Origin of the sequence: Streptomyces sp. PKU-EA00015 (assembly GCF_013387495.1) — a bacterium.
Classification (GTDB): Bacteria; Actinomycetota; Actinomycetes; order Streptomycetales; family Streptomycetaceae; genus Streptomyces.
In genome coordinates, this window is sequence record NZ_JABZEE010000038.1 from 59,383 (window position 1) to 72,085 (window position 12,703).

The window sequence follows — 12,703 nt, forward strand, 5'->3', positions numbered from 1 at the left end:
GCTCTTCACTCCATCAGGTGATGCCCGTCCTCGGTGGCTGAGCAAGCCCTTCCCGATAGGCGTACCGAACCGCCTGCGCGCGGTCGTGCAGACCGGCCTTCGCGAAGAGATTGTTGATGTGCGTCTTCACCGTCGCCGTGGAGATGCCCAGCCGACCCGCGATCTCCGCGTTTGCCAGGCCTTCGGCGATCAGGGTGAGCACCTCGCCCTCACGGGTCGTCAGGCCGTCGGGCAGGCGGGGCCCGACCGCCGGCGGCTCGGCGGTGACCTGTTCCAGCAGCCGCTGCTGCACGACCGGTGAGAGGCCCGCTCCGCCCGCCATGACGTCCTGGACGGCCCGGACGATCTCGTCCCCGTCCGCGTCCTTGGTGAGATAGCCGCGCGCCCCTGACCGCAGTGCCGGGAAGAGCGAGTCGTCGTCCGCGTAGGTGGTGAGCACCACGACCTGTGTCGCGGGGTGCTCGGCGCGGATCCGGCGGGTCGCCTCCACGCCGTCGCAGCGCGGCATCCTCAGGTCCATGAGCACGATGTCGGGGGCCAGTTCGGCGACGAGCCGGACCGCTTCCTCCCCGTCCCTGGCCGAGCCGACGACCTCGATGCCGGGCAGCAGCCCCAGCAGCATCACGATGCCCTCGCGCACCACTGCCTGGTCGTCGGCAACGACCACTCTGGCGATCCGCTCGCTCATACCGGCACCCGCAGCCGCACCACGAACCCCTCCCCCTCCGGTCCCGCGTCCAGGGTGCCGCCGGCCAGTTCCGCCCGCTCGCGCATCCCCAGCAGACCGTATCCGGCGCCTGATGCCATGAGATCACCGGTCTTCTGCCGCGCCCCGAAGTCGCGCACCTCCAAGGCGATTTCCCCCTCCAGATAGGCCAGCACGATGCGCACCTCGGCTCCGGGCGCGTGCTTGCGCACGTTGGTCAGGGCCTCCTGGGCGACTCTCCGTACGGCCTGCGATGCCTCGGCGGGCAGCCGCCGCCGCTCCCCCGTGACCTCGGTCCGTGCCCCGTCGGCGGCAGCCAGCTCGCGAAGGTAGTCCTCCACCGGCGCCATCTCGCCCCGCAGCGCCGACAGTGCCTGCCGGGTCTCGGCCAGCCCCTCCCGGGCCATGGCGCGCGCCGCGACCACCCGCTCAAGGATCTTGTCCCGGAAGGGGCCTTCGGGGCCTCGCTCGATCTGCAGCCTGGCCGCCTCCAGGTGCACGAGCTGCGCGGAGAGGCTGTGCGCGAGCACGTCGTGGATCTCCCGGGCGATACGGGCCCGCTCGGCGAGGGCCGCCGACGTCGCTTCGGCCTCGCGAGCCGCCCGCTCCTGCGCGAGAAGCCGGTACCCGGTGCCCTTGGCGTGGGCGTCGAGCCGCAGGGAGTAACCGGCGAGCATCACCGCCGCGGTGGTGACCCATGCGCCCCACCGGCTGTCGTCGGTGAGGACGAACCCGACGAACTGCACGGCGACCGTGCCCAGCGCCGCGGCGAGCGGCATTCGCGCCATGGCCATCACGCAGCAACTGATCCACAGCACCACCGCGGGAACGTCGGCCCCGGCGGCGAAGGATCCGGCCCCCACCGCGCACAGGACCGCCAGCAGCCCCAGCGAGGGAAGCAGCCGGTTGGCCAGCGTGGTCAGGTGGAAGCGCATGACAGCCGCTGCGCAGCCGGCGAGCCCGAGCGGCGGCAGCACAGCACTCCAGCCGTGGAACGCACCGGATGCGTAGGAGCTGTACACGGCCCAGCCGGCCAGGCCGAGGAGCATGGCCATGTCCAGCGCGATACGCGCCTTCGGGATCCCGATCCGGGACAGCGCCTCGCGCGTCGGCCACTCGGTCCATCTGCTGCCGGGCACCCATGTCCTCCTCCGTCCGCGCCGATGCTACGGAGGCGAGGACCCGCGCCGGATCGGGCCGGGGGAGGAAGCGGGGGTGGAGCCCGTCTCCACCCCCGGGTGGGTGTCAGGCGTCGATGCGGGAGCGGTCGAGGGTGGCCGCCGAGCTGGTGATGAACTCCTTGCGGGGCGCGACCTCATTGCCCATCAGCAGGTCGAAGATCTGCTCGGAGGCCTCCAGGTCGCCGATGTTGATCCGGCGCAGGGTACGGTGACGCGGGTCCATCGTGGTCTCCGCGAGCTGGTCCGCGTCCATCTCCCCGAGGCCCTTGTAGCGCTGGATGGAGTCCTTGAAGCGGACGCCCTTGCGCTGGAACTCGAGCAGCGTCTGCCGCAGCTCGTTGTCCGAGTACGTGTAGACGTACTTGTCCTGGCCCTTCTTCGGCTGGATCAGCTCGATCCGGTGCAGCGGCGGAACAGCGGCGAACACCCGGCCGGCCTCCACCATCGGCCGCATGTACCGCTGGAAGAGCGTGAGCAGCAGGGTCCGGATGTGGGAACCGTCGACGTCGGCGTCCGTCATCATGATGACCTTGCCGTAGCGCGCCGCGTCGATGTCGAAGGTGCGGCCGGAGCCCGCCCCTATGACCTGGATGATCGCGCCGCACTCGGCGTTCTTCAGCATGTCCGAGACGGACGACTTCTGGACGTTGAGGATCTTGCCGCGGATCGGCAGGAGCGCCTGGAACTCGCTGTTGCGCGCCAGCTTGGCCGTGCCGAGCGCGGAGTCTCCCTCGACGATGAAGAGCTCGCTGCGCTCCACGTCGTCACTGCGGCAGTCGGCGAGCTTGGCCGGCAGCGACGAGGACTCCAGGGCCGTCTTGCGGCGCTGCGCCTCCTTGTGCTGGCGGGCCGCGATGCGCGTACGGGCGGCGGCGACCGCCTTCTCCAGGACGGCGCGGGCCTGCGCCTTCGCGTCCCGCTTGGTGGAGGTCAGGAAGGCCTTGAGCTCCTTGGCGATCACGTTCGCGACGATCCGGTTGGCGGCCGAGGTGCCGAGGACCTCCTTGGTCTGGCCCTCGAACTGGGGCTCGGCGAGCCGGACGGTCACGACGGCTGTGAGGCCCTCCAGGGCGTCGTCCTTGACGATGTCGTCCTCGGCGACGCGCAGCAGCTTGGCGGAGCGCAGGACCTCGTTGACCGTCCTGGTCACCGAGCGCTCGAAGCCGGTGACATGGGTGCCGCCCTTGGGGGTGGCGATGATGTTGACGAACGACCTGACCGTGGTGTCGTAGCCCGTGCCCCAGCGCAGGGCGACGTCGACGCCGAGTTCGCGGGTGACCTCGGTCGGGGTCATGTGACCGCGGTCGTCGAGGACGGGGACGGTCTCCTTGAAGGTGCCCTGGCCGCTCAGCCGCAGCACGTCGCAGACCGCCTTGTCCTGCGCCAGATACTCGCAGAACTCGCTGATCCCGCCGTCGAAGCGGAACGTCTCCACGCTCTTGCCTTCGCCGTCGCCACCCGCCGGTCCGCGCTCGTCGTGCACGACGATGGTGAGCCCGGGGACGAGGAAGGCGGTCTGCCGGGCGCGCTGGTGGAGCGTCTCCAGGGAGAGCCTGGCGTCCTTGAGGAAGATCTGGCGGTCCGCCCAGTACCGCACGCGGGTGCCGGTGCGGGCCTTCGGCACGCGCTTGCCCTTCAGGAGCCCGTTGGCCGGGTCGAAGGGGGCGTCGGGGCCGGACTCGGTGAAGATGCCGGGCACGCCGCGCCGGAAGCTGATCATGTGGGTGGCGCCGCCGCGGTCCACCTCGACGTCGAGACGCGCGGAGAGCGCGTTCACGACAGAGGCGCCGACGCCGTGCAGACCGCCGGAGGCCGCGTACGACCCGCCGCCGAACTTGCCGCCGGCGTGCAGTTTGGTCATCACGACCTCGACGCCCGACAGGCCGGTCTTGGGCTCGACGTCGACCGGGATGCCGCGGCCGTTGTCCCGGACCTCGACGGACCCGTCCTCGTGAAGGATGACCTCGATGTGGTCGCAGTGGCCGCCGAGGGCCTCGTCCACGGCGTTGTCGATGATCTCCCACAGGCAGTGCATCAGGCCGCGGCTGTCGGTGGACCCGATGTACATGCCGGGCCGCTTGCGGACCGCTTCGAGACCCTCCAGGACGAGCAGGTGCCGCGCGGTGTAGTTGGAACCGTCACGGTCTGCGGTCAGCAGCGCTGTGGACGGCACGGACGTTTCGGCGGTCACGCGGTTCGCTCCTCGCTGAATTTCAGATGTGGCCAAGTGGGGTAAAGGCCCGGGCGTCGGTCGCCGCTCAGAGCCTACAGAGGCCTGGTAGAGCCGATGTAGCGCCACCCTCTTGATTTCTTACGCTAGTCCAGCATCGCATACGTGTTCGATCCCTCGATGGGGTGACGTGCACATCACGTTCCCTTCGAGGCATGAACCATTTAGGCTCCGGGCACGTCCTCAAGAACAACCGGCAACCCAGCCGGGAGGGCCAAACGAGACAAGCAACGCGAAATCCGTAGAGCGAAGCAATACGGCTCATTCGCCGCCAACCGGCAGCAGTCAGCCGCCTCGGAAAAAAATTCGAGGGAAAGCCCCGAGCGGGAACGTTTTCGGGCTGGTTGGATGTTGCACCTGGTACGACAGCTCGTCGAGCTAGAGAAGAGGCGACGTGACTACTGTTCTGACCCCCGCGAGCCCGCTGACGGCCGCTGACCGCTGCGACCGCTGCGGCGCTCAGGCGTATCTGCGCGTCGTCCTGATCAGCGGTGGTGAACTGCTCTTCTGCGCCCACCACGGACGCAAGTTCGAGCCGGAACTCAAGAAGATCGCCGCGGAGATACAGGATGAGACGGACCGACTGACGGCCGTTCCGGCCGGAGCCGGCGAAGAGGACCACTGAGACCTCGCATCCACGACGAGCCATGAGCCGGTCGAGGACCGGCGTCGGGCGGCTGCACCCTGGACACAGGGAGCAGCCGCCCGCTCTCATACAGGGACCGCGGGGATGAACGCGGCAGCGGTCAGTGGCCGGCCAGGACGTTCCCCCCGGTGACCAAGGGGGCGAGGGTCGACACCCGGGTGTAGACCCCAGGTGCTTCGGGGCGGCCGCAGCCGCTGCCCCACGAGACGAGGCCGATGAGCCGCCCGCGTGCGATCAGCGGACCCCCGCTGTCCCCCTGACAGGCGTCCCGGCCGCCCTGCGGAGCCCCGGCGCAGAGCATGGTGGTCTTCGTGTACCGGCTGCCCAGTCCGCCCGGGTAGGCCCGCTCACAGGTCGCGTCCGGCAGGACCGAGACGCGCGCCGCACGCAGCGTGGGCGCGTAGCTGCCCCCGCCGCCCGTGGTGTCGCCCCAGCCGTACACGGTGGCCTCGGTGCCGGGCGCGTACACGTCCTCACCCGCCTTCGCGACCGGGAGCACATTGGCACCCGGCAGGGCCTCTGAGAGCGTCAGGACCGCCATGTCGGCCGTGTTCGTGGCGGGGTCGTACGCCGACGAGACCTGACTCGAGCGGACGGCGATCTCCCGTCCGCCCTGCCCGTCCAGTGCGGACCGGCCGGAGATGACGCGCAGATCCCGCAGGGCGCTCACTTCCTTGCCCAGCACGGCCCGGCTGAGGCAGTGCGCGGCTGTCATCACCTTCGTGGGCGCCACGACGACGCCCCCGCAGAACTGCCCGGCCCGCTTTGGGCCGAACCGGTCACGGCTGGACAGGGCGACGACCCAGGGACTCTCTTCGGCCTTCACCTCGAAGCCGCCGACGACCACGCGGTCGGCGACTGCGGGCGAGGGCATCGCCAGTGGCACCAGGACTGCGGCGGCGATGAGGGCCGGAACCCCGGCCAGTCCTCGGGCTGTGGGACGACGCATACGGCCTCCTGACTCTGCGTGAATGGCTGTGCACCCAGAGTGGTGCAGGGTGCCCCCGACCGCACCCGCGAGAGAACCTGGACACGGCGAAGGGCCCGGTCCCCCATGAGGGACCGGGCCCTTTCGCGGCATGGGCCGCAGGCGCCCCGACGACCTAGTCGAGGTAGTCCCGCAGCACCTGGGAGCGCGACGGGTGACGCAGCTTCGACATCGTCTTGGACTCGATCTGACGGATGCGCTCACGCGTCACGCCGTAGACCTTGCCGATCTCGTCGAGGGTCTTCGGCTGACCGTCGGTGAGACCGAAGCGCATCGAGACGACGCCCGCCTCACGCTCGGACAGCGTGTCCAGGACCGAGTGCAGCTGCTCCTGGAGGAGCGTGAAGCTGACCGCGTCGGCCGGCACGACCGCCTCGGAGTCCTCGATGAGGTCACCGAACTCGCTGTCACCGTCCTCGCCGAGCGGCGTGTGCAGCGAAATGGGCTCGCGGCCGTACTTCTGGACCTCGATGACCTTCTCGGGGGTCATGTCGAGCTCCTTGGCCAGCTCCTCCGGGGTGGGCTCGCGGCCCAGGTCCTGGAGCATCTGGCGCTGCACCCGCGCGAGCTTGTTGATGACCTCGACCATGTGCACCGGGATACGGATGGTGCGGGCCTGGTCGGCCATGGCGCGGGTGATCGCCTGACGGATCCACCAGGTGGCGTACGTGGAGAACTTGTAGCCCTTGGTGTAGTCGAACTTCTCGACGGCACGGATCAGACCGAGGTTGCCCTCCTGGATCAGGTCCAGGAAGAGCATGCCGCGGCCGGTGTAGCGCTTGGCCAGCGAGACGACCAGTCGGAGGTTGGCCTCCAGCAGGTGGTTCTTGGCGCGGCGGCCGTCCTCGGCGATGATCTCCAGCTCGCGCTTGAGCTTGGGGGCGAGCTTGTCCGAGTTCGCCAGCTTGTCCTCGGCGAACAGGCCCGCCTCGATGCGCTTGGCGAGCTCGACCTCCTGCTCGGCGTTGAGGAGCGGGACCTTGCCGATCTGCTTGAGGTAGTCCTTGACCGGGTCGGCGGTGGCGCCGGCGACGGCGACCTGCTGTGCGGGCGCGTCGTCCTCGTCGTCGTCGGAGAGGACAAAGCCCTTGCTCTCGCCTTCGGGCTCCTCCTCGTCGCCCTTGGCACCGGGCTGGACCTCGTCGAGCAGCTCTTCGCCCTCGACGATCTCGTCGTCCTTCTTGCCCGTGGTCTTCTTCGCCGCGGTCTTCTTGGCGACCGTCTTCTTCGCCGCGGTCTTCTTCGTCGCCGCCTTCTTGGCGGCGGTCTTCTTGGCGGGCTCGGCGGCCGCCGACTCGTCCGCCGTGACGTCGACGGTCTCGGGCGACGGCGCCGCGGTGGCGGCGACGGTCTTCGCCGGAGCCGTCTTGGCGGCGACGGTCTTGGTGGCGGTGCGCTTTGCCGGGCTCTTCGCTGCGACGCTCTTGCGGGCGCGCTTCGGCGACTCCGCTGCACTGACCATCAGCGTCACACCCTCTTCCTCGAGGATCTGGTTGAGGCTGCGCAGAACATTCTTCCACTGGGTTGGCGGAATCTGGTCAGCCTCGAAGGCCCGACGCACGTCATCGCCGGCGATCTGCCCATCAGCCTTTCCCCGCTCGATGAGCGCCATCACAGACTCGGACTCGGCGATCTCCGGCGGGAGCGTACGGGATGTGCTGGCCGACACGAACAACCTCTCGGAACGATGGAAAACGGCTTCCGGCCCCGCCCATGATCGGGCCGGAGCCGACGACCACCGGGCTGCGGATGTACCGGTGGCGCGGGCGGAACCTCGGAGCTGTCACAGCGCCGTCCACGGCAGCTGTATTCCCTCCTCGGCTGTCACCTCTTAGGTCATCGCACGGTTTCGAGGAGCGTTACGCCCAATCCGCGTGGCCCGAGTCACACCGCATATGCCATGAAACGACCAGATGGGGGCATTCGCCGCACAGCGTGTCGCCGGATCCCGGCGGAATCCGGCGACACGCTGTGCGTACACCTCCACACTCCCGACCGCCCCGGTGGTCAGTGCTCGCGCGGGGCGGGCACCACTCGTTCCGCTTCCGGGTGAACCATGAGCAGTTGCCGCATGGCCGATTCGGCGGCCTGCGGGTCGCCCGAGGCGAGCGCTTCGGCGATACGGGCGTGCTGGGCCACGGCGGCTTCGTTCGGGCGGTCACAGCCTGTGACCGGCCCGCCGGACACCTGGAGTGCGGCGGACACGATCCCCGACAGGTGCTCCAGCATGCGGTTGCCGGCGAGCTGGATGAGCAGGGAGTGGAACTCGGCATCGGCCCGCGAAAAGGTGAGCCCGTCACCCTGGGCCAGGGCGTGCCCCATGATCTCGACCATGTCGGCGAGCCGCTGCTGAGCGTCGTCACGACCGTGCCCGGCGGCGAGGCGGGCGGCGAGCGGCTCGATGGTCCAGCGCAGCTCGTTCAGCTCCCGGCGCTGGTCGTCGCGCTGGGGGCCGAAGGCGCGCCACTCGATGATGTCGGGGTCGAGCAGATTCCAGTCGCTCACGGGGCGCACACGAGTGCCGACATTGGGGCGGGCACTGACCAGACCCTTGGCCTCGAGGACGCGCAGGGACTCGCGGACGACGGTGCGGGAGACCTCGAAACGCTGGCCGATCTCCTCGGGGACGAGCGGACGATCGGCACCGAGGTCGCCGGAGACGATCATCTGGCCGAGCTGCTGGACGAGTTGACCGTGCAGCCCACGGCCGCGGCTACCTGCCGCGCGGCGGGCGACTCGACCCAGCTCCGCGTCCGCGCCTTCCCAGGAGGGAGGGCCGACGCGGTCGACGCCCGGCGACTCCGCGTAGGGGTATCGGTCGAGTTCGCCCGGGCCTGCGAGGCCGGTCTCGGAGGGGCGGGCGGCGGTCATCATGGTGTGCGCAAGGGTACTCACGCATCCTTTGTCGGCTCCGCTTCCGAGCCCCTTGAGGTCTTTGGTGAAAAGCACACGAAAGGGTGATCGGCGCTCACGCCGCAATTGACGCCTTATCGTAAGGAATCGGGCAGCCTTAAGGGAGTTGCGGGCAGTTGGCGCCCGAGCGATCGGCCTTGATCACCAAGACGCACTGCGTCGGACCGTCATGAACAGATACGCGCAGATCAGGGCCGACAACGACAACGCCAGTGCCGCTCCGACAGGTTGCCCGATCACCTGAAGGGCCGCTGCCGGCCACCAATCCGCCTCGCGAGGCAGCCGCAGCAGGCCAGGTCGTGGAACTTGCCGGGAAGTCCGGCGATCGAACGGGCGGGCGGAGCGGGCAACGCGTGCTCGACGAGCGGCGCGATCAGCACCGGTACCGCGAGAACGGCCGTGACGCCGGCGGCCGTGACGCGGAAGAGGCCCGCTGCGAGCAGCCTGGCCCAGGCGCAGCCCACGCAACACGCCACGAAGGACGGCAGTTTCCTCGGCTGGACTCCCAAGTGCGCCTCCGTAGACGAGACGCAGGGCCTGTATGTCGGCCGCCACCACTACCGTCGCGCCGCGCTCACCAGGGCAGCGGCCGCGGTCACCGCGAGCTTCGCCTACAGCAGTCCCGCCCCCGGGGACCCGGTGCCCCCAGCCAGAGAGGTCGCGGCAGGGGTCGTCGAGGACCAGAGGGCTGCGGGCTCCCAACAGAGCGGCGGCGAGCCCGAGTCTGCGGTCCATACCCAGGGAGAGCAGGCCCAGCTGCTGCTGGCTGCGCGCGGTCCGCGCGGGATGCCCGGGCATGTCCCCGAACAGCACGCCGACCTCGCGTGCGGGATCCGCGATGCGGTGCAGGAGGTTGCCCCGGAAGCAGGTGACGCCACGGCCGCTCTCCAGCCCGGGCATCAGCCTCAACGCCGTTGTCTTCCCGGAACCGGACGGCCCGAGGAGGACCGTGACGCCGCCCGGCCGCGCCTCGAAGGAGAGATCGTCGACGGCGGGCGGCGTCCAGGGATCAGACCTCGGGGCGCAGCATGGGCGGGTTGAGCAGAGTGGCCCCGCCGGCCCGGAACAGCTGGGCGGGACGGCCTCCCTGCCGGGTCGTCGTGCCGCCCGCGGGGACCAGGAAGCCCGGCGTACCGGTCACCTTGCGGTGGAAGTTGCGCGGGTCGAGGGCAACACCCCACACCGCCTCGTACACCCGGCGCAGCTCCCCGACCGTGAACTCCGGCGGGCAGAAGGCCGTGGCCAGCGAGGAGTACTCGATCTTGGAACGGGCGCGCTCCACACCGTCCGCCAGGATCAGCGCGTGATCGAAGGCGAGGGGGCCCTGCTGCTCGTCCTCGCGCGCGAAACCGTTCTCCTGGCCGAGCAACTCCTCCACGGGGGCCCAGCGGGCGCTGTTCGCGTCGCCGCCGGCGCGGGGAGCCGGCAGGTCGGGTGCGAGAACGAGGTGCGCGACGCTGACCACACGCATCCGCGGGTCGCGCTTGGGGTCTCCGTAGGTGGCGAGCTGCTCCAGGTGGGCCCCGTTGGCCGGCGCCGGGGACGCGGGGTCATGGGCGCACAGCCCTGTCTCCTCGGAGAGCTCACGCGCCGCCGCGGCCGCCAGGTCCTCGTCCGCCCGTACGAATCCTCCGGGCAGCGCCCATCGCCCCTGGAACGGCGGCTCACCTCGACGCACGACCAGCGCGCAGAGGGCGTGACGACGCACGGTGAGCACGACCAGATCGACGGTGACGGCAAAGGGCGGAAAGGCCGACGGGTCGTAGGGAGACATGCCGCGATCATAGTCGTCTGCCTGACGATAAACACACCCTTCCCAAGGTGCGGCACCGGTTTCTTCACCCCCGTCCCGGGTGGCTGCCCAAGGCTGGTCACACCGCCGACCGAAGATCCTGCGCGGCCTCCTCGACCATGCCGAACCGCCTGTTGACGCGGCCGGCGAACGGTGCGCCCGCCACGCTCGGACCGGAGATTCGCAGCGCTCCGAGCATCACACTCGGCATCGGCGCAGTGCGACGGTCCCCCTTGGTGCATCGGGCCGGATCCCGGCCGGGACGGGCGGGAGATACGGGGGCGGGCTCGGCGCCCTGGTGTGCCGGACGCCCTCGTTCACGGCGTCATCGCCCGCTCCTGCTGCCGCGCTGCCCGCTACGCCTGCCGACGCGCACGCGGGCACCTTCGGAGTCGGGGCGGTGGCGGGAGACGGCACCCGGCCCGCGGGCGGCACGGGCGGCACGGGCGGCACGGGCGGCACGGGCGGCACGGGCGGCACGGGCGGCACGGGCGGCACGGGCGGCACGGGCGGCACGGGCGGCACGGGCGGCACGGGCGGCACGGGCGGCACGGGCGGCACGGGCGGCACGGGCGGCACGGGCGGCACGGGCGGCACGGGCGGCACGGGCGGCACGGGCGGCACGGGCGGCACGGGCGGCACGGGCGGCACGGGCGGCACGGGCGGCACGGGCGGCACGGGCGGCACGGGCGGCACGGGCGGCACGGGCGGCACGGGCGGCACGGGCGGCACGGGCGGCACGGGCGGCACGGGCGGCACGGGCGGCACGGGCGGCACGGGCGGCACGGGCGGCACGGGCGGCACGGGCGGCACGGGCGGCACGGGCGGCACGGGCGGCACGGGCGGCACGGGCGGCACGGGCGGCACGGGCGGCACGGGCGGCACGGGCGGCAGAACGAACCTGGGCGCGGCGCCGACGGTGACGGGGCCGCTCGAGGCCGGCGGACGCCGCCCCCGTCGGGCGATCGGCCGATGACTGCTCGTCGCAGACGTCACGCCGATCACCGCCTGGACGGTCTCCCTCTGCTCCGGCGATGGCCGCCGGAGCACCGCTCTGCGTCGGCCAGTCCTGTTCCTGACGCAAACAGTGCCGCAACGTCTCGGGGTCGAGACCCTCGTTGCAGGCCTGGTGGAGCAGGCGTGCGAAGACGTACTCGGGGTCTGCGCGGAGCGCGAGGCCGAGGGCGACCCTGGCCGCTGGCTCGTCGCCGAGGGACCACGCCACCCACCCGGCGAGAGTCAGAGGCGCGGCGGCATGGCTGTCGTAGCTGCCGACGCACCGCCGGGACAGAGCGCGCCACAGCCGAAGCGCGGGAGCGGCGTCGGGGCCCTCCATCCACTGAGCCGCGCGGTCCCGGGTCCGGCGGTCCTGAAGGCCGAGGATGAGCTCGGCCGCCTCCTGGTGGGAGACGAGCCTGTCGTCCACCACGTCAGCCTCGCCCGAGGCGGCAGCCTGCGGTGTCCGGGGAGTCTGTGCCAGCCGGTCCAGCACGCGCCGGGCCAGCTCCAGGGTGTCCGCCGCCAGGCCCCGCCGTCCCCGCTCGTCCAGAATCCGGGGCACGAGGGCTGTGCCGGCCTGGTCGAGGGCCCGCTGCTGCTCCGCTGCCTCCCCGTCGGTCCAGGGCATCAGCCGAGCCTCCATCTCGCGCAGACTGCCCCGCACTTGGATGCCTGCGTAAGCGGCGGCCGCGGCCATCACCGAGGTGCCGGGGAGTGCGAGCGGTGTCCCGTCGGGCGGGCAACAGCGCGCGTCGGGACAGCAATAGGACCAGAAGCGGCCGTCGGAGATGCACAGCGCCTCGTACACGGGCACGTCGAGTGCCCCGCAGGCGGTGCGCAGCCGATGGGCGAGCGGGCGGAGCCGCTCCATCACCCGCAGTCCGCTCTCGTCGTGGGCCGGTTCCTGGCAGAGGAAGACGACGATCCCGTCGGGGCGGGGCCCGCGGCGCTCGCTGCCATGGATCAGACATTCGGCGAGCTGCTGCGCCACCGGCTCCCATTCGCGGGCCGAGGGGGGAATGCCGAGCCTGAGCCGGCCGCCGAACCGTCCCCGCCCTCCGTGCAGGGCGACCAGCACGATCGAGTCACTCGGGTGGAAGCCCATCATGTACGGGAGGGCATCGGCCAGTTCGGCCGGGCTGCGCAGGGTGATCTGCTGGTGGTCGGCGGATCCGGCGGCGAAGTCGTGGTGCTTGTTCATGGCAGGAAGGTCTCGCGGACGGGCTACCGGCCGCGACCCCTGTGGAT

The 12,703-nt window shown here is 71.1% G+C and carries 10 protein-coding genes and 2 pseudogenes; 1 reads left to right on the forward strand and 11 read right to left on the reverse strand.

The window, feature by feature from the left end; all coding sequences use genetic code 11:
- Nucleotides 1-13: 13 nt before the first annotated feature.
- From HW130_RS23445 to HW130_RS23455, 3 genes are all read right to left on the reverse strand, one after another.
- Nucleotides 14-688: a response regulator transcription factor gene (locus tag HW130_RS23445; protein WP_177151649.1), complete on the reverse strand. Its 675-nt coding sequence runs from the start codon at nucleotides 686-688 to the stop codon at nucleotides 14-16.
- A complete protein-coding gene (locus HW130_RS23450) occupies nucleotides 685-1,845 on the reverse strand; it encodes a sensor histidine kinase (RefSeq protein ID WP_309140541.1) in 1,161 nt (386 codons plus the stop codon). Before HW130_RS23450 ends, HW130_RS23445 begins: the two co-directional genes overlap by 4 nt.
- A gap of 106 nt (nucleotides 1,846-1,951) precedes the next feature.
- Nucleotides 1,952-4,078: a type IIA DNA topoisomerase subunit B gene (locus HW130_RS23455; RefSeq protein WP_177151650.1), complete on the reverse strand. Its 2,127-nt coding sequence runs from the start codon at nucleotides 4,076-4,078 to the stop codon at nucleotides 1,952-1,954.
- 433 nt (nucleotides 4,079-4,511) lie between these two features.
- Here HW130_RS23455 and HW130_RS23460 point away from each other — a divergent pair, with 433 nt between their 5' ends.
- Complete coding sequence (locus HW130_RS23460) at nucleotides 4,512-4,742, forward strand: hypothetical protein (RefSeq protein WP_100109587.1); 231 nt, start codon at nucleotides 4,512-4,514, stop codon at nucleotides 4,740-4,742.
- Nucleotides 4,743-4,863: 121 nt separating this feature from the next.
- On the opposite strand, the gene HW130_RS23465 is transcribed toward HW130_RS23460, so the two are convergent.
- From HW130_RS23465 to HW130_RS36785, 8 genes and pseudogenes are all read right to left on the reverse strand, one after another.
- Complete coding sequence (locus tag HW130_RS23465; RefSeq protein ID WP_177151651.1) at nucleotides 4,864-5,712, reverse strand: trypsin-like serine protease; 849 nt, start codon at nucleotides 5,710-5,712, stop codon at nucleotides 4,864-4,866.
- A gap of 154 nt (nucleotides 5,713-5,866) precedes the next feature.
- A complete protein-coding gene (locus tag HW130_RS23470) occupies nucleotides 5,867-7,420 on the reverse strand; it encodes an RNA polymerase sigma factor (RefSeq protein WP_177151652.1) in 1,554 nt (517 codons plus the stop codon).
- A 338-nt stretch (nucleotides 7,421-7,758) separates the two neighbouring features.
- Nucleotides 7,759-8,646 (reverse strand): FadR/GntR family transcriptional regulator, encoded by an 888-nt coding sequence (locus HW130_RS23475; protein ID WP_177151653.1) that lies wholly within the window; start codon nucleotides 8,644-8,646, stop codon nucleotides 7,759-7,761.
- 254 nt (nucleotides 8,647-8,900) lie between these two features.
- Nucleotides 8,901-9,173 (reverse strand): hypothetical protein, encoded by a 273-nt coding sequence (locus HW130_RS37025; protein ID WP_375256574.1) that lies wholly within the window; start codon nucleotides 9,171-9,173, stop codon nucleotides 8,901-8,903.
- Between the two features lie 142 nt (nucleotides 9,174-9,315).
- Nucleotides 9,316-9,663, reverse strand: a pseudogene (locus HW130_RS37030) (ATP-binding cassette domain-containing protein); the annotation flags it as partial.
- A gap of 10 nt (nucleotides 9,664-9,673) precedes the next feature.
- On the reverse strand, nucleotides 9,674-10,438 hold the full coding sequence (locus HW130_RS23485; RefSeq protein WP_177151654.1) for an NUDIX domain-containing protein: 765 nt from the start codon (nucleotides 10,436-10,438) through the stop codon (nucleotides 9,674-9,676).
- Nucleotides 10,439-10,535: 97 nt separating this feature from the next.
- The gene (locus HW130_RS36145; protein WP_256356282.1) at nucleotides 10,536-10,667 is read right to left on the reverse strand and encodes a hypothetical protein; all 132 of its coding nucleotides are present in this window, start codon (nucleotides 10,665-10,667) and stop codon (nucleotides 10,536-10,538) included.
- Between the two features lie 564 nt (nucleotides 10,668-11,231).
- Nucleotides 11,232-12,656, reverse strand: a pseudogene (locus HW130_RS36785) (DUF4192 domain-containing protein); the annotation flags it as partial.
- Between the last annotated feature and the right edge of the window lie 47 nt (nucleotides 12,657-12,703).

Excerpts from the sequence above, each read along its gene's own strand:
- HW130_RS23445 (WP_177151649.1), bottom strand. The coding sequence starts at position 688 with ATGAGCGAGCGGATCGCCAGAGTGGTCGTTGCCGACGACCAGGCAGTG.
- HW130_RS23465 (WP_177151651.1), bottom strand. The coding sequence starts at position 5,712 with ATGCGTCGTCCCACAGCCCGAGGACTGGCCGGGGTTCCGGCCCTCATC.
- HW130_RS23485 (WP_177151654.1), bottom strand. The coding sequence starts at position 10,438 with ATGTCTCCCTACGACCCGTCGGCCTTTCCGCCCTTTGCCGTCACCGTC.
- HW130_RS36145 (WP_256356282.1), bottom strand. The coding sequence starts at position 10,667 with ATGCCGAGTGTGATGCTCGGAGCGCTGCGAATCTCCGGTCCGAGCGTG.